Here is a 22886-nt window from a genome sequence, read left to right as displayed (position 1 = left end):
AGGTCGCGCGTGACGATCTCGTAAGGAGCTCACGTGGCAAACGTGCTGGAGAAGGTCCTCCGCATCGGCGAAGGACGCACCCTCCGCCGGCTGAAGGCGTACGCCTCGGCGATCAACGACCTCGAGGACGACTTCGCGAGTCTCACCGACGAGGAACTCCAGGACGAGACCAAGGAGCTCCGCGAGCGGTACGCGAACGGCGAGACCCTCGACGACCTCCTGCCCGAGGCGTTCGCCGCCGTGCGGGAAGCAGCGAAGCGCACCCTCGGCATGCGGCACTTCGACGTGCAGCTCATGGGCGGCGCGGCGCTCCACCTCGGCAACATCGCCGAGATGAAGACCGGTGAGGGCAAGACCCTCGTGGCGACGACCGCGGCGTACCTCAACGCCATCCCGTCGCGCGGCGTGCACGTCATCACGGTCAACGACTTCCTCGCGTCGTACCAGTCCGAGATCATGGGCCGCGTCTTCCGCGCCCTCGGCATGACGACCGGCTGCATCATCGCGAACCAGTCGCCGGCCGAGCGCCGCGAGCAGTACGCCGCCGACATCACCTACGGCACGAACAACGAGTTCGGCTTCGACTACCTGCGCGACAACATGGCGTGGCAGTCCTCGGACATGGTCCAGCGCGGGCACTACTTCGCGATCGTGGACGAGGTCGACTCGATCCTCATCGACGAGGCTCGCACGCCGCTCATCATCTCCGGCCCGTCCTCCGGCGAGGCGAACCGCTGGTTCACCGAGTTCGCGTCGATCGCCACCCGCCTCACCCCGGGCGAGGACTACGAGGTCGACGAGAAGAAGCGCACCGTCGGCGTGCTCGAGCCCGGCATCGAGAAGGTCGAGGACTACCTCGGCATCGACAACCTGTACGAGTCGGCGAACACCCCGCTCATCTCGTTCCTCAACAACTCCATCAAGGCCGTCGCCCTGTTCAAGAAGGACAAGGACTACGTCGTGATGAACGGCGAGGTCCTCATCGTCGACGAGCACACCGGCCGCATCCTGATGGGCCGGCGCTACAACGAGGGCATCCACCAGGCGATCGAGGCGAAGGAGGGTGTCGAGGTCAAGGCCGAGAACCAGACCCTCGCCACCGTGACCTTGCAGAACTACTTCCGCCTCTACCAGAAGCTGTCCGGCATGACCGGTACGGCCGAGACCGAGGCCGCCGAGTTCATGTCGACGTACAAGCTCGGCGTGGTCCCGATCCCGACCAACAAGCCGATGCAGCGGCTCGACCAGACCGACCTCGTCTACAAGAACGAGAAGTCGAAGTTCGAGCAGGTCGCCGAGGACATCGCCGATCGCCACGAGAAGGGCCAGCCGGTCCTCGTCGGCACCACGAGCGTCGAGAAGTCCGAGTACCTGTCGAAGCTCCTCGCCAAGAAGGGCGTGAAGCACGAGGTCCTCAACGCGAAGAACCACGCGCGAGAGGCAGCGATCGTCGCCCAGGCGGGTCGACTCGGTGCCGTCACCGTCGCGACCAACATGGCCGGTCGCGGTACGGACATCATGCTCGGCGGCAACTCGGAGTTCCTCGCCGTGCAGGAGATGCACGCGAAGGGCCTGTCGCCGACGGAGACGCCGGACGAGTACGAGGCCGAGTGGGACGAGGTGTTCGCCCGCGTCAAGGCCGAGGTCGAGGTCGAGGGCGACAAGGTCCGCGACGCCGGCGGACTCTACGTCCTCGGCACCGAGCGCCACGAGTCCCGTCGCATCGACAACCAGCTGCGCGGTCGTTCCGGCCGTCAGGGCGACCCGGGCGAGAGCCGGTTCTACCTGTCGCTGACCGACGACCTCATGCGCCTGTTCAACTCCGGTGCCGCCGAGAGCCTGATGGGCCGCTCGAACGTGCCGGACGACCTGGCGATCGAGAACAAGCTCGTCGGCCGCGCGATCCGTTCCGCCCAGTCGCAGGTCGAGGGCCGCAACGCCGAGATCCGGAAGAACGTCCTCAAGTACGACGACGTCCTGAACCGCCAGCGCGAGGCGATCTACAGCGACCGTCGGCACATCCTCGAGGGCGACGACATCCACGACCGTGCGCAGGCGTTCCTCAAGAGCGTCGTCGACGACGTCATCGACACCCACACCGGAGAGGGCTCCCCGGACGACTGGGACCTCGACGCCATGTGGACCGAGCTCGGCACGCTGTTCCCGATCTCGATCTCCATCGACGAGGTCATCACCGAGGCCGGCTCGAAGGGCAAGGCGTCGCGGGAGTTCCTCGGTCGCGAGATCCTCTCCGACGCCAAGCTCGCGTACAGCACCCGCGAGGAACTGCTCGGCGAGGAGGCGATGCGCGAGCTCGAGCGTCGCGTCGTCCTGTCGGTCATCGACCGTCGCTGGCGCGACCACCTCTACGAGATGGACTACCTCAAGGACGGCATCGGCCTCCGTGCGATGGCCCAGCGCGACCCGCTGGTCGAGTACCAGCGCGAGGGCTACGCCCTGTTCCAGAGCATGATGGGGCAGATCCGCGAGGAGTCCGTCGGCTACCTGTTCAACCTCGAGGTCCAGGTGCAGTCCGACGGTGAGAACGCCGTCATCGAGGCGAAGGGCCTCAGCGAGGACGAGGTCTCCGGGCTCGAGTACTCGGCCCCGTCCATCGACGGCGAGGTCGAGGTCCGCGACGAGCGCGGCCGCCTCGAGCAGGCCGCCACCGCCCGCGCGCAGAAGGCCCAGGCCGAAGCCGAGGCCGACGCCGCCCCCGAGCAGGGATCCGCGTTCGGCAACGCCGCCACGGCCTCCGGCCAGGCGGCGGCGAGCAACCGCGCCGAGCGTCGACAGGCCGCCAAGAAGGGCTGACGCTCCTCGCACGAACCGGAGGCACGGTGCCAGTCGGCATCGTGCCTCCGGTTCGTCGTGTTCCGCGCGCGCCACTCACGCCGCGCGGCACCGCGTCACAGCACCCCCACCGCCGTCGCGCGCCATCGCCCCTGTCGCTCCTCGAGCCGCATCGCGACGGCTCGGGCGTGGCTGCGCGTGTGCACGACCACCGTCGCCTCGGCCACCCCGTCCGTCGGCCGGCAGACGATCACGCTCCCCACGCGGAGGAGTGCCCGTGCCCGCGACCGTCGGTCCAGCTGCCGGGACCGCGCAGCGACCGCGGCACGCTGCTGGAGGTGTCGGTGGACGTCGTCGGTGATCCACCGCGCGATGCTGTCCACCTCGCGTGCCCCGGTCAGGATCTCCGCGACGCACAGCCCGAGGGCTCGTGCTGCGTCGTGCACGTCCGTCGGTGGTGGAACGGCGGCGAGCTGCGCGATCTCCGACCCCGGTCCTGCGTCGTCGATGCGGCGTGCTTCCTCGGCCACTCTGCCCCTTTCGTCGGGGCGAGCGTAGGGCGAGTACAACATGAGAAATATGACAGTCCGGGGGCTGTGGACAGACCGACGTTCTCCACAACGGGCCGCACCTAGACTGATCGGGTGTCGACCCTCAGTGACCTCGTCCTCGCACAAGGCCGTTCTTCCGAAGCCGACGTCGAATGGCTTCACCTGCTCGTCGGCGACTGGCAGCTGCTCGCCGACCTGTCGTTCGCCGACATGGTGCTCTGGGTGCCCACTGCCGAGGACGGCTCGTTCGTGGCCGTCGCGCACGCCCGGCCGAGCTCCGCGGCGACCCTGTTCTACCGCGACATCGTCGGGCAGGAGATCCGCGAAGAGTGGCGCGAGCAGGTCACCGAGTGCTTCGCAGGCGCGAAGGTCGTCGACTCCGCAGAGCCGGACTGGTACGAGGACACCCCGACGCGCGTGCGGGCGATCCCGGTCCTCCGCCGCCTGAGCGCGAAGAGCGCCGAGACCACCGAGCGGCCCATCGCCGTCGTCACGCGCCACTCCAACCAGGACGAGATGCGGACGCCGAGCCGCCAGGAGCTCAACTTCACCGCGAGCGCGAACGACCTGTTCGGCATGATCTCGACCGGCGACTTCCCGGACATCGGCGCCCCGGCCGGCCCCCGCCGTGGTGCTCCGCGTGCGAGCGACGGCCTGCTCCGCCTCGACACCAACGGCATCGTCACCTTCGCCAGCCCGAACGGCCTCAGTGCGTTCAACCGCATGGGCTTCGAGGGGGAGCTCGAGCGGAAGTCACTCGCCGAGGTCACCACGGAGCTCATCGGCTCCCAGCTCGACGTCGACGAGTCCCTGCCGCTCGTCGTCACCGGTCGTGCCCCGTGGCGCGCCGACGTCGAGTCGAAGGGCGTCACGGTCTCGCTGCGGTCGATCCCGCTCCGCGACCACGGCGAGCGGATCGGCGCGATCGTCCTCTGCCGCGACGTCACCGAGCTCCGGCACCAGGAGCGCGAACTCATCACCAAGGACGCGACGATCCGCGAGATCCACCACCGGGTCAAGAACAACCTGCAGACCGTGGCGTCGCTGCTGCGCATCCAGGCCCGTCGGACCCACTCGGACGAGGCCCGCACGTCGCTGCAGAACGCGATGCGGCGCGTCGCGGCGATCGCCGTCGTGCACGACACCCTGTCGAGCGGTCTCAGTCAGACCGTCGACTTCGACGAGGTCTTCGACTCCGTGCTCAAGCTCGTCACCGAGGTCGCCGCGTCGCACAACACGACGGTGCACCCGAAGAAGACGGGGGAGTTCGGTGTCCTGCCGTCCGAGGCCGCGACCCCGCTCGCACTCGGACTCACCGAGCTCGTGACGAACGCCGTCGAGCACGGACTCGACGGTCGTGACGGCGAGGTCGAGATCGTGGCGGAGCGCTTCGACGACCACCTCGACATCCAGGTGCGCGACAACGGCGTCGGACTGCCGGAGGGCAAGGTCGGATCGGGCCTCGGGACGCAGATCGTCCGCACGCTCATCCAGGGCGAGCTCGGCGGCACGATCGACTGGCACACGTTGACCGGCAGCGGCACCGAGGTGACGATCACCATCCCGTTCCGCTGGCTCACCGCCGCCGCCTAGCGCGCGGCACCCGCGGCGGCGCTTCGGCGTCGGGGCACCCCGCAGCGCGCCGATCGCACCCCGCAGCGAACACCGCGCCCCGGTCTGCGGGGGTGCGACGTCCGCACGGGGGTGCAACTCCGACGGACTCGGCCGCACGCCCCGGACTCGGCCCGCGCACCCCGGACTCGGCCCACGCACCGCGGACACGACGACGCCCGCCAGCCCCGAAGGGCGGCGGGCGTCGTGTCAGCAGCGCAGCGTCAGCGGCGCGGCGTCAGGAGGCGCGGCGTGCACGAGCGGCGCGACGCTTCAGCGCACGACGCTCGTCCTCGCTGAGGCCACCCCAGACACCGGAGTCCTGGTTGTTCTCGAGTGCGTACTGCAGGCACATCTCGGTGACGGTGCAACGAGCGCAGACCGACTTGGCCTTCTCGATCTGGTCGACGGCCGGTCCGGTGTTCCCGACGGGGAAGAAGAGCTCGGGGTCCGCGGTGAGGCAAGCTGCCTGGTCACGCCAGTCCATGTGTGGTGCTCCTTGAAATCGATGCTCGAACGGCAGGCCGGGGCCGTGGTTCGGGGATCGGAACGCTGAGCGTGCATGAGGCACGATGGGACACCCGTGGGGGAGGAGTCCGCTGGAAGCGAGTCTGACGCCCGCGAACGCTCGGGGGAGGAGCGTCGAACCACGGGAGACGCACACCACATCGTGCCGTCCAAACGACCTCGAATATCGTTCCATACTGGTAGGGCCAAATCAAGGGTTCCGACGCTGGAGGAATGCTGTGCCTGACACCACCCCGAACGAGTCCGACCCCGTGGAGCGGAGGTCTCCTGCCCTCGTGGCGCTCCTCGCGGTCGTCGGCGTGGAGTTCGCCGCCCTCGTCGTGGTGACCGTCGTCCTCGTCGTCGAGCTGGTCGTCGCGCCGGCCTCGAGCCTCGCCGCGGGCATCGCATTGACCGTCCTGGCCGCGATCGCCGCGCTGTGGCTCGGTGCGCTGTTCGTCGGCCTCCGGAACCGTCGCCCCTGGGTCCGCTCAGGGATCATCGTCTGGCAGGTCCTGCAGGGTGCGCTCGCGATCGGCGCGTTCCAGGGCGTCTTCCGCGTGCCCGCGGTGGGGTGGGTGCTCCTCATCCCGGCGCTCCTCGGGATCACGCTGGTGCTGTCGCGTCCGGTGACGGACGCGCTCGCCCGCCCCGTCGACTGACGGTCCGGCGGACGCGACCGCAGACAGACGGGAGGCGCGGTGCCAGCTGGCACCGCGCCTCCCGTCATGCGGTGGCCGGGTCCTCAGACCAGGCCGAGCTTCTTCCGCAGGCTCGCGACGTGTCCGGTCGCCTTCACGTTGTAGAGCGGCAGCTGCACGGTGCCGTCCTCGTCGACGACGATCGTCGAGCGGATGGTGCCGGTGACGACCTTCCCGTAGTTGTTCTTCTCGCCCCAGGCGGCGTACGCCTTGTGCACGGCGAGGTCGGGGTCGCTCAGCAGCGGGAACGTGAGCGCCTGCTCGTGCTGGAACTCCTTGAGCTTCGGCAGGTCGTCCTTCGAGACGCCGAGCACCTCGTAGCCGGCCGCCTGCAGCGAGGACATGTTGTCCCGGAAGTCGCACGCCTCGGTGGTGCAGCCCGGGGTGGACGCCGCCGGGTAGAAGTACACGATGACCTTCTTGCCGCGCAGGTCGGCGAGCGAGTGCTCGGTGCCGTCCTGGTCGGGCAGGGTGAAGTCGGGTGCGGTGTCGCCGGCGGCGAGACGGTCGGTCATGGTGCTCCTGTTCGGTTCGGTGCCCCGAGTGGTGAAGAGCACGCGAAAGCCATGCTATTGTTGTTTCCCGTTGCAGCAGCGAAGCGCAACATGCACCTCTAGCTCAATTGGCAGAGCAACTGACTCTTAATCAGTGGGTTCTCGGTTCAAGTCCGAGGGGGTGCACCGCCGAAGGCCCTGACTCATCGAGTCGGGGCCTTCGTCGTTTCGCCTTCGGTGGCCGCGGGTGCAGGACACGCCCGGAGTGCCCTCGAGCACGGATTTCGTGTCGAGGAACCGTGGCTCAGGCGGTCGGGACGTCGACGACGCGTTCCTCGCCGATCACGGGGTCGAGCGTGCCGGCCGAGGCTGCCGCGAGGTCGTCCCGGAGCGGGTCGATCGCCTCGCGCCGGACCCAGAGCTCGAAGGTCGCGGCCGCGGCGTACGCCGGCTCGCCGAGCGTCGCCCCGTGGTGCCGGACCCAGTCCCGGAGCACGTTGTCGATCCGGCCCGCATCGGCGTGCGGGACGTCCACCGTGACCCGGGTGAGCGCCTGCCGCTCGACGGCCCCGGCCCGGTCGAGCGCCTCCGACACCGAGGTCGAGTACGCGCGGACGAGTCCACCGGCACCGAGCTTCACACCCCCGAAGTAGCGGGTGACGACGGCGACGACGTCGGTCAGACCGCGCCGCCGGAGGACCTCGAGCATCGGGACGCCGGCCGTGCCGGACGGTTCGCCGTCGTCCGAGGACCGTGCCTGGTCCCCGAGGACGCCGGTGACCATCGCGGTGCAGTTGTGTCGGGCGTCCCACCGGCGCCGGCGGACCTCGGCGATCACCCGGTCGGCGTCCTCCACGCTCGTGACCGGCGCGACGGTGGTGATGAACCGCGACCGGGTGATGACGATCTCGTGCTCGACCGTCTGCGCGATCGTGGACGGGTAGGCGGCGGGCACGCTCCCGAGGGTAGCCGCGGGGGCCCGCGCTACCATGTGCTGCACGACGTGCGGCTGGGGAGGAGTCCGATCGACATGACGACAGCGGATCGGAAGGGCGGCGCCCTCGACGCCGCCGAACTCGCGCGCCGGTTGAACCTCCTGCTCGACTTCGAGGAGGCCCAGCGCGGGTCACCCGTGCCGTTCGCCGCGATCGAGGAGTACGTGGCCGACCAGGGTGGCTCGTTGTCCCGTGCGAAGTGGACGTACATGCTCTCCGGCGACGGCCGTCGGAACCGTGACACGGAGCTCCTGCGGCTGCTCGCCGGGTACTTCGAGGTCGACGAGCGCTTCCTGCTCGAGGACAGCGACGTCCCCGAGCGCATCGGTGCGCAGCTCGCCCTCGTCCGTTCCCTCCGGTCGGCGCGGGTCAGCGGGTTCGCGGCCCGGACTTTCCCCGGCGAGCTCTCGCCCGACGCACTCCGCCGCATCGCGGAGGTGCTCGAGGAGGAGTCCCAGCGGGGGAGCGTCGCATGACGGCGGCCGGGTCCACCGACTCGTTCGTCGAGGCCTTCTGGGCGCGCGGCGCCGCCGAGGGCTGGTCGGACGTCGACCAGGCCGTGGCCGCCGCGGCCACCGTGGTCGGCAAGCCGATCGTCGTCCGCGAGGAGGCCTTCCTCGCCACCGAGCCCGTGTGCGGCTTCGTGGCGACCCTCGAGCGGCAGCACCTCATCATGATCTCGCCCACGGCGTCGCAGACGTTCCGCTCGTTCGTGATCGGCCACGAGCTCGGCCACGTGCTGCACCGGCACCAGGACCACGCCCCGCAGCTGGCGTACATCCGTGACGTCATCCCGGACCTGCCGGAGTACAAGGTCGAGCGGGCACTGGCCCGCGGACTGTTCTCGAACGAGTACGAGCACGAGGCCGAGGTCTTCGCCGACCGGCTCGCCGGGCTCATCCGCGATCACCGCGACCGTCCGAGCGCGTTCCGCGGGGTCTTCGGGTGATCGTCTCCGTCGTCCAGGCGCTGCTCCTCATCGCCGGCACGGTCACCCTGCTCGTGCTGCAGCGCCGGCAGGACCGCACCCTCGCGGTCACGTTCCTGCTCTTCGCGGCCACGATCGTGACGAACGTCGACCCGCTGTACCGGTGGCTCGACCCGTTGCTCGGCGGGTTCAACGTCGTCACGGTGGTCAGCGACTGCCTCATGGTCGCCGGCACGAGCACGCTGCTCTGGGGTGTGGCGAAGGCGGTCGGTGCGGCGCGGCCCTGGCTCCGCAACGCGATCGTCGTCACGTGCGCGGTGGTCGTGGTGGTGGTCGTGGTGGCGTTCACGGTGCTCGACAAGCCGCCGACGACGACGACGTTCATGCTCGACGCCGGGCAGCACCCGGCCGCGACGGTGTACTCCATCGCGCAGACGGTGTACCTCGGGGTGGCGCTCGGTGCGACCGGGCTCATCTGCGTCCTGCGCCTCCGCGAGGCCCGCACCACGGCGGACCTCGTCGGCCTGTGGGTGCTCGTCCTCGGGGGCGTGCTCGGCGTGGTCCGGATGGTGGTCGTCGTCGTGATGGACCTGGCGCACGTCCGCGGTGACCTCGGCACGACGCACGCACTGGCGCTGCCGTACGACGTCACGACGCCGGGAGCGGTGATCTGCGTCTCGTCGGGGATGCTCCTGCTCGTCATCGGTCACCAGGCCTCCCGCCGGCGGCGCTCCCGCCGGGTGGAGGTCGCGCTCCGCCGTCTCGCGCCGCTCCACGAGCGGGTCGGCATCGACAACGCCTACCCGGACTCCGATGACCCGGCCACCCGCCTCAGCCGCCTCATCGTCGAGATCAACGACGGCGCGCGTCGGGCCCGGCAGCCGCTCGACGAGTCCGAGCGGGCGGCGCTGGCGGACGCCGAGCTCGCACTGGACACGGCGTAGCCGGCACGGGGACACCGCTCCGGGACGACTCGACGCCGTCGAGGGTGCCGTGTAGGGTCTGTAGCACGTGCTACAGCCGCTGCGCACCCGTCGCAGGCGCCGTGGCCGCCGGGGTGGGTCTCGGCCGCGTTGGGGGCGGCCGAGCACCACCGGCCCGGCCGAGCACCACCGGTCCCGGCCGAGCACCACCGGTCCCGGCCGCCGGCTCCGTTCCCTAGGATCGTCGGGTGACCGTCTTCGCAGCCCTCGTCCTGTTCATCGGTGCCGTCTTCAACGTCGTCACCTGGCCGCGCTTCTTCCAGCGCGTCGCGAAGGACTCCCGTGCCCGTGACGCGGCCGGCAAGCCGACCACCTTCTACACGGTGCACCTCGTGCTGCTCCTCATCGCGCTGGCCATCGCCGTCGCCGCGGTGATCGCCGGGATCGCACTGCTCGTCTGATCCTGGCCCAGCGGCCAGCGGCCCGCGGCTCTCGACCGGACCACCCACCGGGCCTGGAGGCGCGTGGCGGGCCCGCACCGTGCCTCCAGGCCCGGTCTGGTCGCGTCCAGCCCGCTTCAGGCGCGCTTCAGCGGGACACGGGAGGATCGACACATGCGTGTGCTGGTGGTCGACGACGAGGTCCGGCTCGCCGACGGCGTGCGACGCGGCCTCGAGGCCGAGGGCTGGGCGGTCGACGTCGCGCACGACGGCGTCGACGGGCTCTGGCACGCGCGCGAGTTCACCTACGACGCGATCGTGCTGGACCTCATGATGCCCGGCCTCAGCGGCTGGGCGGTGTGCGCGCAGCTCCGCGCCGACGGCGACTGGACACCCGTCCTCATGCTCACGGCGAAGGACGGCGAGTGGGACCAGGTCGAGGCACTCGACGCCGGGGCCGACGACTACGTGACGAAGCCGTTCTCGCACCCCGTGCTCGTCGCACGCCTGCGCGCCCTCGTCCGTCGGGGCGCCCGGGAACGCCCGGCCGTGCTGACCCTGGGTGACCTCGTCGTCGACCCGGCCGCCCGCACGGTGTCCCGCGCCGGGACTCCGGTCGACCTGACCAGCCGGGAGTTCGCGGTGCTCGAGTTCCTCGCCCGCCGAGCCGGGCAGGTCTGCTCGAAACGGGACGTCATCGAGAACGTCTGGGACGTCGACTTCGAGGGCGACCCGAACATCGTCGAGGTGTACGTCGGGCACCTCCGCCGGAAGGTCGACCGGCCGTTCGGGCGGAGCGCGCTCGAGACGGTCCGGGGTGCGGGCTACCGGTTGGCGGCCGACGGTGGCTGAGCCCGGCCGTGCTCCGGGCGGCCGCGCTCCTGGCCGCCGCGCTCCGGGCGGGCGTGCCCGGCGGTTCCGGTCCGTCCGTGCCCGTACGACGCTCGGCGCGGTCGCCGTGGTGCTCGTGGCGCTCCTCGTCGGCGCCGCGGCGTTCGTCGTGGTGCTCCGGCTCGTGCTCCTCGACGGCGTGCGGACCTCGGCGGAGGCCGGTCTCGAACAGGCCTCGTCCCGGGTGGAGACCGACGGCGCCGCGGCTGTCAGCGGGTACGAGGACGTCCTCGTACAGGTCGTCGACGAGGACGGTTCGGTGCTCGCACACGGCGACGACGCCGATCCGCCGGCCCTGCCGACGGCCGACGAGTCCCGGTGGGACCACGACGGCGAGCGGTGGCTGCTCGTCGCCGACGACGTCGACCTGCCCGGCGGCGGCGAGGCGACCCTCGTCTACGGCGTCTCGCTCGAGCAGTCCGACACCGCGCTGCGGGCCGCCGTCGGCCTGCTCGCGTTCGGCGTCCCCGCGCTCGTGGTCGTGATGGGGATCGTGACCTGGGTCGTCACCGGCCGGTCGCTCCGCCCCGTCGAGCGGATGCGGACCGAGGTGGACACGATCCGGACGGCGCAGCCCGACGCCCGCGTCGAGGTACCCGACACCGGCGACGAGATCGCCCGGCTCGCGACCACGATGAACGCCATGCTCGAGCGGCTCGACCGTTCCGCCGAGGGACAGCGGCGGTTCGTCTCCGACGCCTCGCACGAACTCCGGTCACCGATCGCGACGATCCGCCAGCACGCCGAGGTCGCCGCGGCGCACCCGGAGCGTGTCGACGTGGGCGAGCTCTCCGACGTGGTGCGGTCCGAGGCACTCCGCCTGCAGGACCTCGTGTCCGCGCTGCTCGAGCTCTCGCGGCTCGACGAGGGTGGCATCGGTGCCGTGCGCCCGGTGGACCTCGACGACGTCGCGCTCGACGCGGTGGCGCGGGCGCGGACGCGTGCCGGGGCGGGAGACGACGGAGCCGTGCTCGTCGACGGTGCCGGCATCGGTCCGGCGCGGGTGCTCGGCAACGAGCGGGTCCTGACGGGCGTCGTCCGCAACCTCGTCGACAACGCCGTCCGCCACGCTGCCACCCGGGTGTCGGTGGGCCTCGTCGACGTCGACGGGGACGCCGTGCTCACGGTCGACGACGACGGCGCCGGCGTGCCGCCGGGGGAGCGGGACCGGGTGTTCGACCGGTTCGTCCGACTCGACGACGCCCGCAGTCGGGACGTCGGCGGCGCGGGACTCGGGCTCGCGATCGTCCGTGACGCGGTCCGGGCGCACGGCGGCACGGTGCAGGTGACCGACGCCCCGCTCGGTGGTGCCCGGTTCGTGGTGCGCATCGCACTCGGCGGCTGAACAGGGCGCTTCAGGTCTGCTTCAGCACCTCGTCGGCAGTCTTGCCGCATGAACACGAACCGCAACGACTCCATCCGCACCACCAGCCGCACCGCTCGTCGCATCGCCGGGTTCGCCGCGCTGCCGCTCGTGGCCTCACTGGCCCTCGTCGGCTGCTCGTCGGCCGAGTCCGGGTCGGGCTCGAACGGCGGCTCGGACACCGGCAGCAGCGCGGGCAGCGCCTCCGGTTCCGCGAGCGGTTCCGCCACCGCCGCCTCGAACGACGCCCTGCTCGCCGCGATCGAGACCGCTCGGAAGGCCGTCGACGCGAGCACCGTCATCTCCGTCGAGCAGGAGCAGAACGGCTCCGCGTACGAAGTCCTCGTCGTCACGTCGGACGGCAACGAGCACGAGGTGCACGCCACCGCCGACGGCACCTCGGTCGACGGGTCCCCGCGCACCGAGCAGTCCGACGCCGACGACCGGGCCGAGAACGAGCGCTTCGTGGGCGCGGCCGACCTCGACGTCCAGGACGCGGTGTCGAAGTTCGAGGACCTGCACGCCGGCACCATCACCGAACTCGGGCTCGACGACCACCTCGGGAAGGTCGTCTGGGAGGGCGACGTCCGCGACTCCTCCGGCACGAAGCACAGCGTGCGCATCGACGCCGGCTCCGGCGCGGTCGTCACGGACGCGGTCGACACCGACGACTGACGCCGGCCTCGCCGGCCGGCCCGGCCCCGGGTGGGCCGACGTCGGCGGTCTGCGGTAGACCGGGGCCACCCGGCACACCGCCGGACGACCCGGGAGGCACCATGACCGACCAGACACCGCGTTCGTACCCACAGGGCGTGCCGAGCTGGATCGAGGCCCGGCAGCCCGACCCCGAGGCCGCTCGCGCCTTCTACGGCGGCATGTTCGGCTGGGACCTCGAGGAACGGGTGCCGCCGGGCGCCCCGGGTTCCTACTCCATCGCGAGCATCGGCGGCCTTGACGTCGGGGCGATCGCCTCGAGCGACGACCCCGCGACGTGGACGACGTACATCGCCGTCGACGACGCCGATGCGGTCGCCGCGCGGGTCGTCGAACTCGGCGGGACCGCAGCGGCACCACAGGACGCGGGCCCCGGTGGGTCCGCCGGTCGCGGGGTCGACTGCGTCGATCCGCGCGGGGCGGCCTTCGGGCTGTGGCAGGCCCGGGACCGGCCCGGGGCACAGCACATCAACAGCCCGGGCGGGTGGGTGTTCAGCGACCTGCGTTCACCGGAGCCGGAGCGAGCGATCGCCTTCTACGAGCGGCTGTTCGGCTGGCAGGTGTCGGACGTGCACGAGGGGCCGAGCGCGATGATCCGCCTTCCCGGGTACGGCGACCACCTCGCCCGGACGTCGGACCCCGACATCCGGACCCGGCAGGTCGGCGCTCCCGAGGGCTTCGCGGACGTGATCGGGGCGCTCGCCCGGACGGGTGACGGTGACGACGGCGTGAGCGGCACCGTCGCCGGGAGCGGCACCGCCGCCGACGCTCTGCACGACGACTGGCACGTGTCGTTCAGCGTGGCCGATCGCGACGAGGCCGCGGCACGGGCCGAACGTCTCGGCGGCCGGCTCCTCGGCACCTGGGAGGGGTTCTGGACCCGGGCGGCCGAGCTGCAGGACCCGCAGGGCGCGACGTTCCGCGTCACGCAGTTCGCGCCGAGCGCCGGGTGAGTCCGTCGAGCAGCAGGTCGAGCAGCCGCTCCGTCTGGGCGGTGTCGGGGGTGTCCTGCGTCGAGAGCAGGATCCCGACGAGCGCAGCCGTGACGTCGTCCGCCCGGACGTCGTCGCGGAGCGAGCCGTCGAGCGAGCCGGCGTCGAGGAACCGTTGCACGGCGGCGTTGACCCGTTCGCGGGTGCCCGCTGCCTCGGCCGCACCCCGGAGCGCGCCCGTCCGGACCGTCTCGGCGAGTCCGCGCTTCGTGGCGACGAACGCCGCGTACCGCCCGGTGAACGCCCGGAGCGCCTGAGCGGCCGAGGGCTCGACGCCGAGCAGGTCGTCGACGGTGTCGAGCGCCGCGTCCAGTTCGGCGCGGTAGACGGCGGCGACGAGGTCCTCGCGGGTGGGGAAGTTCCGGTAGAGCGTGCCGATCCCGACCCCCGCGGCGCGGGCGATGCCCTCGAGCGAGGTGTCCTCGCTGCCCGCGGTGAACGCGGTGCGGGCGGCGTCCACGAGGCGCTGTCGGTTCCGTGCGGCGTCGGCACGAGGACGTCGCTCGGGTACCGGAGCGGTCACGACGGGTTCACCAGGCAAAACGGAGGGTCCTCCGGTTAGGATCGGTTGAAGCGGAGGTTCCTCCGCTTCGATCGAGGATACCGGAGACACCATGCACGAGAACGACCGACCGCGTCCGGGTGGCGCGTACCGACTCGGCGACCGGACGGTGGCACGCATCGGCTACGGCGCGATGGCGCTCGAGCGCTTCGCGGACGACCGTGACACCGGTGCGGCGCTCCTCCGCCGGGCCCGCGACCTCGGCGTCGACCACGTCGACACCGCCGACTTCTACGGGGACGGCGTCGCGAACGACGTCATCCGGCGGGCCTTCGGCGCGTCGGACGACGTCGTCGTGGTGAGCAAGGTGGGGGCCGTGCGCGTGGACGCCCCGGTGCCCCTCGCGCTGGCGCAGCGACCGGCCGAACTGCGCGCACAGGTGCACGCGAACCTGCGGAGCCTCGGGCGGGAGCACATCGGCGTGGTCAACCTCCGCAGGGCGGACGCCGGTCCTGGCCTCATCGCCGAGGGGGAGCAGCTGGTGGACCTCGACGACCAGCTCGCCGAGATGACGGCGATGCGCGACGAGGGCCTCATCGGCGGGATCGGCCTCAGCGCGGTGACGCTCGACGTGCTCGAGCGTGGCCTGCCCGCCGGGATCGTGTGCGTGCAGAACGCCTACTCGCTGGTGGAACGTGAGCACGAGGCGCTCCTCGAGCTGTGCGCCCGCCAGGGGATCGCCTGGGTGCCGTACTTCCCGCTCGGGGGCGCCTTCCCGGGGCTGCCGAAGGTCGCGGACGAGCCGGTCGCCCAGCGCATCGCGGCGGATCTCGGCATCACTCCCGCACAGCTGGGGCTCGCCTGGCTGCTCGGGCACGCGCCGGACGTCCTGCTCATCCCCGGGACCTCGAGCGTCGACCACCTCGCCGAGAACGTCGCCGTCGGCTCCGTGGCGCTCACGCCCGAGCAGACCGCGGCACTCGACGGCGTGTGGGAGCAGCGGGTGGCCGCCGGGACGGCGACGCCGTCGTGGCCCTGAGCGCGGGAACGGCGGTGGGCCGGAGTGGCCGTGCCGCAACGGCCGTGGGTCGGAGCAGCCGTGCGCAACGGCCGTGGACCGGAGCAGCCGTGCCGGTCAGGAGGCCGGCGGCACCGGCGCACCGAGCACCCGGCGCAGCGCCAGCTCGGCGAGCTTCTCGTCGGACGTGTCGAGCAGCACGCGGTAGGTCTCCTCGGGCGTGACGAACTCGACGCACACCGCGTCGACGTCGCACGGTCCGAGACGCCACCCGCGCACGGCGTCCATCGGCACGGCGGTCAGTCCGTCCCGGTCGTAGCTGGTCTCCGCGGTCACCCGGTCGTCGAACACCCGGACGCGGCCGAACGTGCCACGCCAGGTGAGCTGGAGGTCGAGCGTGGGGGGAGCAGAAGGGTCCGGCACCCGCCGATCGTACCGACGGGGACCGGACCCTGGTGTCATCGTGGTGACGGCCGTGTCGCTATCCGGACAGCTGCGTGCGCGCGCAGGCGGGGGCGCGACCTCGACCGCGGTGTCCGGCCGGGGTCACTCCTTGCCGTCGGCGCCGCCGCCCCCGCCCGATCCCCGGCGCACCTGGTTCGCCGGGTCGCGCCCAGTGATCGGGTACGGGCCGGTGACGCCTTCGCGGAGTGCCGCGATGCGGAGGATCCGGTCACGCTGCAGGAACCAACCGACGATGAGCAGCGGGATGACGATCACGAGTGACGCGATCGTGTAGGTGCCGACCGGGTAGTCGATCGCCATCAGGACGATCACCGAGGCGAGGAACGCGAGCGTCAGCCACGAGGTGACCGGAGCGCCGGGCAACCGGAACGTCGGTTCCTTCGCCAGCCCTTGCTTCGCCCACTGCCGCAGGCGCATCTGGCAGAGGATGATCGTGCCCCACGCCGTGATGATGCCGAGGCTGGCGATGTTCAGCGCGATCTCGAAGGCCTGGCTCGGCACGAAGTAGTTGAGCACGACGCCGGCGACGGTGAACGCCGCGGTCAGCAGGATGCCGGCGTACGGCACCCCGCCCTTCGACATCTTCGTCGTCCACTTCGGCGCCGACCCGTTCATGCCCATCGAGTGCAGCGCACGGCCGGTCGAGTAGAGCCCGGCGTTGAGGGACGACAACGCCGCGGTGAGCACCACGAAGTTCATGATCGACCCGACGATCGAGCCGACCTGCGGGTTGCCGAGCGACGAGAAGAACGTCACGAAGGGGCTCTCGCCCTCCTTGTAGGCGGTGTACGGCAGGAGCAGGGAGAGCAGGACGATCGACCCGACGTAGAAGACCGCGATGCGGAACACGACGGAGTTGATGGCGCGGGGGATGACCTTCTCGGTGTTCTGGGTCTCGCCGGACGCGGTGCCGACGAGCTCGATCGCCGCGTACGCGAAGACGACACCCTGGATCACGATGACCGCGGGCAGCACGCCGTTCGGGAAGAGGCCGCCGTTGTCGCCCCAGATCGAGAAGCCGGTCCGGACCGCTTCGCCGCCGGCCTCGACCGGGAACGCGAAGACGAGCCAGACGATCGCGACGACCAGGAACGCCACGAGGGCGACGACCTTGATGATCGCGAACCAGAACTCGAGCTCGCCGAAGACCTTGACCGCGACCATGTTGGCGGCGAGCACGACGACGAGGGCGATGAGCGCGAGGAGCCACTGCGGTGCCGCGGTGAACGCCGACCAGTACTGCAGGTAGATGGCCACCGCGGTGGTGTCGACGATCGAGGTCATCGCCCAGTTGAGGAAGTACATCCAGCCGGCGGCGTAGGCGAACTTCTCGCCGTAGAACTCGCGGGCGTAGGAGATGAACGACCCGGACGACGGACGGTGCAGCACGAGTTCACCGAGCGCCCGGAGGATGAAGAACGCAAAGACGCCCGCGATGAGGTACGTCAGCGCGAGCGCGGGTCCCGCGGTGTGCAGTCGGCCGCCGGCCCCGAGGAAGAGCCCGGTGCCGATCGCACCGCCGATGGCGATCATCTGCAGTTGCCGGGGCTTCAGACCGTGCTGGTAGCCCTCCTGCTCGTGCGAGAAGTCGTTCGCGGGCGCGCGGTCCACCCCGGTGTCGTTCTGCGCTGTCATGCGCGACACGCTACAGGTGGGTGGAACCGGGGCGGCACACAAACATGCGAGCCACCTGAACCATCACGACTCGGTCACGATGTCGATCCCCGGCAGCGTGCGCGACACGCCGTGTTCGGGGGACACCGTTGCCGGGGTTCCGGCGGACGGCGATTCGCGGTGGGGGACAAGCGTCGATAGCCTTGAACGTCCCTTCAGGGGACACCGACGATCAGGACGCGTCCATCCGAGCAGTGCCCAGAGCAGCGCTCGCGGTGACCGTACGGTCGGCCGGACCGGGGTCGTCCCGAGTACGACCCCCGCGTGCGTGATCGCTCGCCCTGCGCCGTTGCGCGGGCTCGATGCGGTGCCGCCGAACACGGTGCCGGACGACCCGTCCGCAACCAACCCGCGATCGCCGTGCGCCTCCCGCGCCACGGTCGCGCGAGGAGCACCGTTGACCATCGCACCACCGCAAGACCGGCGTGTCACCACGCCGGACGACCCGAACGCCGTGCCCGCTGTCAGCGTGCACGGCGCGTACAAGGTGTTCGGCCGACGCCCCGGTGAAGCCGTCCGTCGTCTGGCCGCCGGCGCGTCCCGCGACGAGGTCCGCGACCTCGGCTCGGCGGCCGTCATCGACGCGTCCTTCGACGTGCGCCCCGGCGAGATCTTCGTCGTCATGGGGCTCTCCGGCTCCGGCAAGTCGACGCTCATCCGGATGCTGAACGGGCTCCTCGAGCCGACCACCGGCGCGGTCGAGATCGGCGGCCGCACCGTGACCAAGGCCACCCCGAAGGAGATCCGGGAGATCCGGCGCACCAGCGTGTCGATGGTGTTCCAGCACTTCGCGCTCCTGCCGCACCGCACCGTGCTCGAGAACGTCGCGTTCGGCCTCGAGGTGAACGGTGTCGACAAGGCCACCCGGCTCGCGAAGGCCCGCGAGGTGATCGACCTCGTCGGCCTCGACGTCTGGGCCGACGCCAAGCCCGACGAGCTCTCCGGCGGCATGCAGCAGCGCGTCGGCATCGCCCGCGCCCTCGCCGCCGAGACCGACGTCCTGCTCATGGACGAGGCGTTCAGTGCGCTCGACCCGCTCATCCGCCGGGAGATGCAGGAGCAGCTCGTCGACCTGCAGCAGCGGCTCGGCAAGACGATCGTCTTCATCACGCACGACCTCAACGAGGCCATGTTCCTGGGGGACCGCATCGCCGTGATGCGCGACGGCCGGATCGTCCAGATCGGGTCACCGGAGGATATCCTCACCGACCCGGCGAACGACTACGTCGCGCAGTTCGTGCAGGACGTCGACCGCGCCCGCGTGCTCACCGCCGCGAGCGTGATGGAACCGGCCCGTGCCGTCGTCCCCGTCACCGCGGGGCCCCGCGGTGCGCTCCGGATCATGCGCGACCTGCAGACGGCCGCCGTGTTCGTCACGGGCCGCGGCCGGACGCTCGAGGGCTGGGTCCGCGACCGCCACGTGATGCGCCAGGTCAAGGCGGGCGACACGAACCTCGACGCGATCGTCAACACCGAGTACGCCAAGGTCGCGCCGGACACCGCGCTCACCGACCTGTTCGAGCTCGCGGTCGAGTCGCCGTTGCCCATCGCGGTCGTCGACGACGAACACCGCCTGCTCGGGGTGGTGCCGCGCGTCACGCTCCTCGCCGCGCTCGGCAACGTCCCGACCACGACCAGCCCCATCCAGACGCTCGAGCCGGTGACCCGCATCTCGAACGACGACCTGGACGAGACGCTCGCCACCACCACCCCCGCCACGGAAGGTGCTGACGCATGATCACCCCCGGAACCAACTCCTTCGGCGACTTCCACCTGCCCCTCGGCACCTGGGTCGCTGCGGTCGTCGACTGGATCACGACCTACCTCTCCGGCTTCTTCGACGTCGTCCGCTACGTGTTCACGTGGATGGACGCGTGGATGGAGTACTTCCTCGCCACGCCGCCGTTCTGGGTCGTCGTCGCGGTCCTCGTGGTCCTGGCGTTCATCGCGAAGGGCTGGAAGCTCGCGCTCGGCGCCGCGATCGGCCTGCTCTTCATCGTGAGCGTCGGCCAGTGGACCAACGCGATGGACACCCTCGCGCTCGTCGTCGTCGCGGCCGGGCTCGCCGTGGTGTTCAGCATCCCGCTGGGCATCTGGGCCGCCCGCTCCGACGCCGCCAGCCGCATCATCCGCCCGGTGCTCGACTTCATGCAGACCACCCCGGCGTTCGTGTACCTCATCCCGGCGCTGCTGCTCTTCCGCGTCGGTGTCGTCCCCGGCATCGTCGCGACGATCGTGTTCGCGATGGCACCGGGCGTCCGGCTCACCGAGCTCGGCATCCGCGGGGTCCCCGGTGAGGTCGTCGAGGCCGGTGCCGCGTTCGGTTCGAGCCCGTGGCGCATCCTCCGCCAGATCCAGCTGCCGCTCGCGAAGGCCAGCATCATGGCGGGTGTCAACCAGGTCATCATGCTGTCGCTCTCGATGGTCGTCATCGCCGGCATGGTCGGCGCCGGTGGCCTCGGCGAGCAGATCGTCGCCTCCCTCAACCGCATCGACGTCGGCCTGGGTGCCGAGGCCGGTCTGTCGGTCGTGGTGCTCGCGATCCTGCTGGACCGTCTGACCGCAGCGCTCGGCGGCGGCGCGGGTGGTGCCTCCAGGCCCTGGAGGCGGAAGCCACGGACGGCCGTCACCGCGACGCCGACCGCGGCGACCGCCCAGACCGCCGCCACCGCGGACGCTCCGGGCGCAGCCCCGGCCGACCGCCAGACCGTCGACGCGTGAGGAAGGACCAGACCATGACGAACGAGCAGCAGCAGCCGGAGCAGCACCACCGGCGCACCAGGCGCACCATCGCCGCCCTGGCCCTCGCGGCCGCCACCGCAGTCGGCCTCTCCGCCTGCATGCCCCCGGGCTACTACGGCGCGAGCGGCACCCTCGACAACGGCGACCAGAAGTCGATGCACGTCGTCGTCTTCAACGGCTGGGACGAGGACACCGCCGCCAGCTACCTCTGGAAGCACGTGCTCGAGCAGAAGGGCTACGACGTCCAGCTCACGAACTCCGACGTCGCGCCCGCCTACTCGGGGCTCGCGTCGGGGGACTACGACGTCGTGTTCGACACCTGGCTGCCGAACACCCACGCGCAGTACATGGACACGTACGGCGGGCAGCTGACCGACCTGGGTGCGTGGAACGACCAGGCGTCGCTCGAGCTCGCCGTGCCCGAGTACTCGGACATCGACTCGATCGACGAGCTCAAGGCGCACGCCTCCGAGTTCGGCAACAAGATCATCGGCATCGAGCCCGCAGCCGGTGAGACGAAGGTCGTGTCCGAGGACGTCATCCCGCAGTACGGCCTCGACGGCATGGACTTCATCACGAGCTCCACGCCCGCGATGCTCGCCGACCTCAAGGCCTCGATCGCGAAGAAGGAGGACGTCGTCGTGACCCTGTGGCGTCCGCACTGGGCGTACGACGCGTTCCCGATCAAGGACCTGAAGGACCCGAAGGGCGCGCTCGGCAAGAACGAGGAGATCCACACCATCGGCAAGGAGTCCGTCAAGGACGACTTCCCGACGGCGTCGAAGTGGATGGAGCACTTCTCGATGGACTCCGACACCCTCTACTCGCTGGAGAACGCGCTGGTCAACAGCGGCGCAAAGACCAGCGAGTACCCCGCGATCACCGCGAAGTGGGCATCCGAGCACAAGGACTTCGTGGACTCGCTCACGTCCTCGAAGTAGCGGCTCTCCCTGCCTGGAGGCGCGGTGCCGGTCCGGCACCGCGCCTCCGGTCGTCCGGTGGTCACCCAGCCTGAACGGACCGCGCCGGGGCCCGCTTCCATGGAGGGATGGACATCCTCCTCCGGCTCCTCGTCGCGATCGGCTTCGCGCTGCTCGTCACCGCCGCCGCCGCCCTCGTCCTGCACCTCGTGTTCCGTGCCCTCGCGAGGCGGGAGCGCTGGGCCGCCGTGCTGTCCCGCCGCACGAAGCACCCGACGCGGACGATGCTCCTCGTGGCGCTCCTCTGGGCGGCCTTCGCGACGACCATCCCGCACGACGTCGACGCGTACCCGTGGCGGGACGGGGTCTCGCACACGTTCCTCATCGTGACGATCGGCGTCGGCACGTGGCTGGCGTGCGAGATCGCGATCTTCCTCGAGAGCCTCGGCCTGCACCGCTACCGCGTCGACGTCCCCGACAACCGGGTCGCCCGGCGGATCCGGACGCAGGTGCTCGTGCTCCGGCGCCTCACGGTGGCCGTGCTGGTCATCATCGGCGTCGGCGCGATCCTGCTCACGTTCCCCGGCGTCGAGGCGGCGGGCGCGAGCGTCCTCGCGTCGGCCGGGCTCATCTCGGTCATCGCCGGCCTGGCCGCGCAGTCCACGCTCGGCCACGTCTTCGCGGGGATGCAGCTCGCGTTCTCGGGGTCGATCCGGGTCGACGACGTCGTGGTGGTCGAGCAGCAGTGGGGCCGCATCGAGGAGATCACGCTCACGTACGTGGTCGTGCACCTCTGGGACGACCGCCGGTTCGTGCTGCCGTCGACCTACTTCACGTCGACGCCGTTCGAGAACTGGACCCGGACGAACAGCGAACTGCTCGGGGCGGTCGAGTTCGACCTCGACTGGCGGGTCCGGCCCGGGGACATGCGGGTCGAGCTCGAACAGATCCTCGAGCGCACCGACCTCTGGGACCGCCGGGTCCAGGTGCTGCAGGTCACCGACGCCGTGCAGGGGTTCGTGCACGTCCGGGTGCTCGTCACCGCGCACGACGCCCCGTCGCTCTTCGACCTGCGCTGCTACGTCCGCGAGGAACTCGTCGCCTGGATCCAGCGGACCCACCCGGATGCCCAGCCGGTGCAGCGGGTGCTCGTCGTCGACGGCGCCGTCGCCGAACCCCGGTCGTCGCGGCGGACCGCCTCGACCGCGTCGTCCTCGGCCCTCTTCACCCCCGGCCAGCAGGACGGCGCCCTCTTCACCGGTCCGATCCAGACGTCCGACATCCCGCGCTCGGAACGCTGACGACGCGACCACGGCGGGACGCGGCCACGGACGGACGCGGCCACGGACGGACGGGAGGCGCGATGCCAGCCGGCACCGCGCCTCCCGTCCGTCACCCGGTCGCGTCCACGACCGCAGCGTCCCGCCCTAGGGCTGGCGCGCCTTCACGGCGCGGTCGTCCTCGACGACCGTGCCGATCGCGACGATCGTCGTCGAGAGCCACGCCACCCACGTCAGCGCCAGGCGCCAGTCGCGCGGACCGTGCCGCGTCGTCTGGAGCACGCTGTAGCCGCTGATGATCGAGCTCCACACGGCACCGTTGAACATGAACTTCCGCACGGGTTCCTCCTGTCGTCGTCCCGCCCACGCTACCGGCCAGTAC

The 22886-nt window shown here is 71.0% G+C and carries 24 protein-coding genes and 1 tRNA gene; 17 read left to right on the top strand and 8 right to left on the bottom strand.

All coding sequences use genetic code 11. The features are described from left to right. Positions 1-33 precede the first annotated feature (33 nt). Positions 34-2814 (top strand): preprotein translocase subunit SecA, encoded by a 2781-nt coding sequence (gene secA, locus DEJ28_RS11640; RefSeq protein WP_111114902.1) that lies wholly within the window; start codon positions 34-36, stop codon positions 2812-2814. A 95-nt stretch (positions 2815-2909) separates the two neighbouring features. On the opposite strand, the gene DEJ28_RS11635 is transcribed toward secA, so the two are convergent. Beyond that, positions 2910-3323: an Rv3235 family protein gene (locus tag DEJ28_RS11635; RefSeq protein ID WP_111114903.1), complete on the bottom strand. Its 414-nt coding sequence runs from the start codon at positions 3321-3323 to the stop codon at positions 2910-2912. A 114-nt stretch (positions 3324-3437) separates the two neighbouring features. Here DEJ28_RS11635 and DEJ28_RS11630 point away from each other — a divergent pair, with 114 nt between their 5' ends. Continuing rightward, positions 3438-4937 carry a sensor histidine kinase gene (locus tag DEJ28_RS11630; RefSeq protein WP_111114904.1) on the top strand — a complete coding sequence of 500 codons (1500 nt, stop codon included), beginning with the start codon at positions 3438-3440 and terminating at the stop codon, positions 4935-4937. A gap of 256 nt (positions 4938-5193) precedes the next feature. On the opposite strand, the gene DEJ28_RS11625 is transcribed toward DEJ28_RS11630, so the two are convergent. After that, entirely contained in the window at positions 5194-5442 is a 249-nt protein-coding gene (locus DEJ28_RS11625) for a WhiB family transcriptional regulator (RefSeq protein ID WP_022904217.1), read from the bottom strand. A gap of 259 nt (positions 5443-5701) precedes the next feature. Between DEJ28_RS11625 and DEJ28_RS11620 the strand changes: the two genes are divergently transcribed. After that, on the top strand, positions 5702-6124 hold the full coding sequence (locus tag DEJ28_RS11620) for a hypothetical protein (protein WP_146248815.1): 423 nt from the start codon (positions 5702-5704) through the stop codon (positions 6122-6124). A gap of 83 nt (positions 6125-6207) precedes the next feature. Here DEJ28_RS11620 and bcp read toward each other — a convergent pair whose 3' ends face one another. Next, the gene (gene bcp, locus DEJ28_RS11615; protein ID WP_111114906.1) at positions 6208-6678 is read right to left on the bottom strand and encodes a thioredoxin-dependent thiol peroxidase; all 471 of its coding nucleotides are present in this window, start codon (positions 6676-6678) and stop codon (positions 6208-6210) included. Between the two features lie 92 nt (positions 6679-6770). On the opposite strand from bcp, the gene DEJ28_RS11610 reads away from it, so the two are divergent. Next, a tRNA-Lys gene (locus tag DEJ28_RS11610) sits at positions 6771-6843 on the top strand. Between the two features lie 118 nt (positions 6844-6961). Here the strand turns inward: DEJ28_RS11610 and DEJ28_RS11605 are convergent. Further along, positions 6962-7648 (bottom strand): IMPACT family protein, encoded by a 687-nt coding sequence (locus DEJ28_RS11605; RefSeq protein ID WP_111114907.1) that lies wholly within the window; start codon positions 7646-7648, stop codon positions 6962-6964. 39 nt (positions 7649-7687) lie between these two features. Here DEJ28_RS11605 and DEJ28_RS11600 point away from each other — a divergent pair, with 39 nt between their 5' ends. The 8 genes from DEJ28_RS11600 to DEJ28_RS11565 all read left to right on the top strand — a co-directional run bounded on the left by DEJ28_RS11600 (position 7688) and on the right by DEJ28_RS11565 (position 13864). Then, positions 7688-8128 carry a hypothetical protein gene (locus DEJ28_RS11600; protein WP_146248816.1) on the top strand — a complete coding sequence of 147 codons (441 nt, stop codon included), beginning with the start codon at positions 7688-7690 and terminating at the stop codon, positions 8126-8128. Beyond that, positions 8125-8601, top strand: a complete 477-nt coding sequence (locus DEJ28_RS11595) for an ImmA/IrrE family metallo-endopeptidase (RefSeq protein ID WP_111114909.1) — start codon at positions 8125-8127, stop codon at positions 8599-8601. Before DEJ28_RS11600 ends, DEJ28_RS11595 begins: the two co-directional genes overlap by 4 nt. Then, positions 8598-9524, top strand: coding sequence for a hypothetical protein (locus DEJ28_RS11590; RefSeq protein WP_111114910.1), 927 nt, complete (start codon positions 8598-8600; stop codon positions 9522-9524). The genes DEJ28_RS11595 and DEJ28_RS11590 overlap by 4 nt, the downstream gene beginning before the upstream one ends. Positions 9525-9751: 227 nt before the next feature. Continuing rightward, positions 9752-9964 (top strand): SCO4848 family membrane protein, encoded by a 213-nt coding sequence (locus DEJ28_RS11585; RefSeq protein WP_111114911.1) that lies wholly within the window; start codon positions 9752-9754, stop codon positions 9962-9964. 153 nt (positions 9965-10117) lie between these two features. Next, positions 10118-10795: a response regulator transcription factor gene (locus DEJ28_RS11580; RefSeq protein ID WP_111114912.1), complete on the top strand. Its 678-nt coding sequence runs from the start codon at positions 10118-10120 to the stop codon at positions 10793-10795. Next, a complete protein-coding gene (locus tag DEJ28_RS11575) occupies positions 10788-12179 on the top strand; it encodes a sensor histidine kinase (protein WP_111114913.1) in 1392 nt (463 codons plus the stop codon). The genes DEJ28_RS11580 and DEJ28_RS11575 overlap by 8 nt, the downstream gene beginning before the upstream one ends. Positions 12180-12227: 48 nt before the next feature. Beyond that, entirely contained in the window at positions 12228-12872 is a 645-nt protein-coding gene (locus tag DEJ28_RS11570; RefSeq protein ID WP_111114914.1) for a PepSY domain-containing protein, read from the top strand. A 101-nt stretch (positions 12873-12973) separates the two neighbouring features. After that, positions 12974-13864 carry a VOC family protein gene (locus tag DEJ28_RS11565; protein ID WP_111114915.1) on the top strand — a complete coding sequence of 297 codons (891 nt, stop codon included), beginning with the start codon at positions 12974-12976 and terminating at the stop codon, positions 13862-13864. Here the strand turns inward: DEJ28_RS11565 and DEJ28_RS11560 are convergent. Continuing rightward, a complete protein-coding gene (locus tag DEJ28_RS11560; RefSeq protein ID WP_258367982.1) occupies positions 13836-14426 on the bottom strand; it encodes a TetR/AcrR family transcriptional regulator in 591 nt (196 codons plus the stop codon). The two genes, DEJ28_RS11565 and DEJ28_RS11560, sit on opposite strands and share 29 nt — an antisense overlap. A 91-nt stretch (positions 14427-14517) precedes the next feature. Between DEJ28_RS11560 and DEJ28_RS11555 the strand changes: the two genes are divergently transcribed. Continuing rightward, positions 14518-15444, top strand: coding sequence for an aldo/keto reductase (locus DEJ28_RS11555; RefSeq protein ID WP_111114917.1), 927 nt, complete (start codon positions 14518-14520; stop codon positions 15442-15444). Positions 15445-15540: 96 nt separating this feature from the next. On the opposite strand, the gene DEJ28_RS11550 is transcribed toward DEJ28_RS11555, so the two are convergent. Together DEJ28_RS11550 and DEJ28_RS11545 are read right to left on the bottom strand one after the other, a co-directional pair. Beyond that, positions 15541-15846: a hypothetical protein gene (locus DEJ28_RS11550; RefSeq protein ID WP_111114918.1), complete on the bottom strand. Its 306-nt coding sequence runs from the start codon at positions 15844-15846 to the stop codon at positions 15541-15543. 123 nt (positions 15847-15969) lie between these two features. After that, complete coding sequence (locus DEJ28_RS11545; protein WP_111114919.1) at positions 15970-17523, bottom strand: amino acid permease; 1554 nt, start codon at positions 17521-17523, stop codon at positions 15970-15972. 442 nt (positions 17524-17965) lie between these two features. Here DEJ28_RS11545 and DEJ28_RS11540 point away from each other — a divergent pair, with 442 nt between their 5' ends. The 4 genes from DEJ28_RS11540 (at position 17966) to DEJ28_RS11525 (ending at position 22525) form a co-directional block, all read left to right on the top strand. After that, positions 17966-19300 (top strand): quaternary amine ABC transporter ATP-binding protein, encoded by a 1335-nt coding sequence (locus DEJ28_RS11540; RefSeq protein WP_502866956.1) that lies wholly within the window; start codon positions 17966-17968, stop codon positions 19298-19300. Continuing rightward, entirely contained in the window at positions 19297-20283 is a 987-nt protein-coding gene (locus DEJ28_RS11535) for an ABC transporter permease (protein WP_111114921.1), read from the top strand. Before DEJ28_RS11540 ends, DEJ28_RS11535 begins: the two co-directional genes overlap by 4 nt. Positions 20284-20297: 14 nt before the next feature. After that, complete coding sequence (locus DEJ28_RS11530; RefSeq protein WP_111114922.1) at positions 20298-21245, top strand: glycine betaine ABC transporter substrate-binding protein; 948 nt, start codon at positions 20298-20300, stop codon at positions 21243-21245. Between the two features lie 107 nt (positions 21246-21352). Then, positions 21353-22525, top strand: a complete 1173-nt coding sequence (locus DEJ28_RS11525) for a mechanosensitive ion channel family protein (RefSeq protein WP_111114923.1) — start codon at positions 21353-21355, stop codon at positions 22523-22525. A 126-nt stretch (positions 22526-22651) separates the two neighbouring features. Here the strand turns inward: DEJ28_RS11525 and DEJ28_RS11520 are convergent, their stop codons facing one another. Next, positions 22652-22843: a hypothetical protein gene (locus tag DEJ28_RS11520; protein ID WP_111114924.1), complete on the bottom strand. Its 192-nt coding sequence runs from the start codon at positions 22841-22843 to the stop codon at positions 22652-22654. Positions 22844-22886: the final 43 nt, after the last annotated feature.

Source organism: Curtobacterium sp. MCPF17_002, assembly GCF_003234115.2.
Lineage (GTDB): Bacteria > Actinomycetota > Actinomycetes > Actinomycetales > Microbacteriaceae > Curtobacterium.
This window is presented reverse-complemented; position numbering and strand designations above follow the sequence as displayed.

Bases quoted from the DNA above. Each gene is read 5' to 3' on its own strand.
- DEJ28_RS11555 (WP_111114917.1), top strand. From the start codon at position 14,518: ATGCACGAGAACGACCGACCGCGTCCGGGTGGCGCGTACCGACTCGGC.
- DEJ28_RS11530 (WP_111114922.1), top strand. From the start codon at position 20,298: ATGACGAACGAGCAGCAGCAGCCGGAGCAGCACCACCGGCGCACCAGG.
- DEJ28_RS11570 (WP_111114914.1), top strand. From the start codon at position 12,228: ATGAACACGAACCGCAACGACTCCATCCGCACCACCAGCCGCACCGCT.
- DEJ28_RS11525 (WP_111114923.1), top strand. From the start codon at position 21,353: ATGGACATCCTCCTCCGGCTCCTCGTCGCGATCGGCTTCGCGCTGCTC.
- DEJ28_RS11595 (WP_111114909.1), top strand. From the start codon at position 8,125: ATGACGGCGGCCGGGTCCACCGACTCGTTCGTCGAGGCCTTCTGGGCG.
- bcp (WP_111114906.1), bottom strand. From the start codon at position 6,678: ATGACCGACCGTCTCGCCGCCGGCGACACCGCACCCGACTTCACCCTG.
- DEJ28_RS11600 (WP_146248816.1), top strand. From the start codon at position 7,688: ATGACGACAGCGGATCGGAAGGGCGGCGCCCTCGACGCCGCCGAACTC.
- DEJ28_RS11535 (WP_111114921.1), top strand. From the start codon at position 19,297: ATGATCACCCCCGGAACCAACTCCTTCGGCGACTTCCACCTGCCCCTC.
- DEJ28_RS11580 (WP_111114912.1), top strand. From the start codon at position 10,118: ATGCGTGTGCTGGTGGTCGACGACGAGGTCCGGCTCGCCGACGGCGTG.
- DEJ28_RS11565 (WP_111114915.1), top strand. From the start codon at position 12,974: ATGACCGACCAGACACCGCGTTCGTACCCACAGGGCGTGCCGAGCTGG.
- DEJ28_RS11545 (WP_111114919.1), bottom strand. From the start codon at position 17,523: ATGACAGCGCAGAACGACACCGGGGTGGACCGCGCGCCCGCGAACGAC.
- DEJ28_RS11625 (WP_022904217.1), bottom strand. From the start codon at position 5,442: ATGGACTGGCGTGACCAGGCAGCTTGCCTCACCGCGGACCCCGAGCTC.
- DEJ28_RS11605 (WP_111114907.1), bottom strand. From the start codon at position 7,648: ATGGTAGCGCGGGCCCCCGCGGCTACCCTCGGGAGCGTGCCCGCCGCC.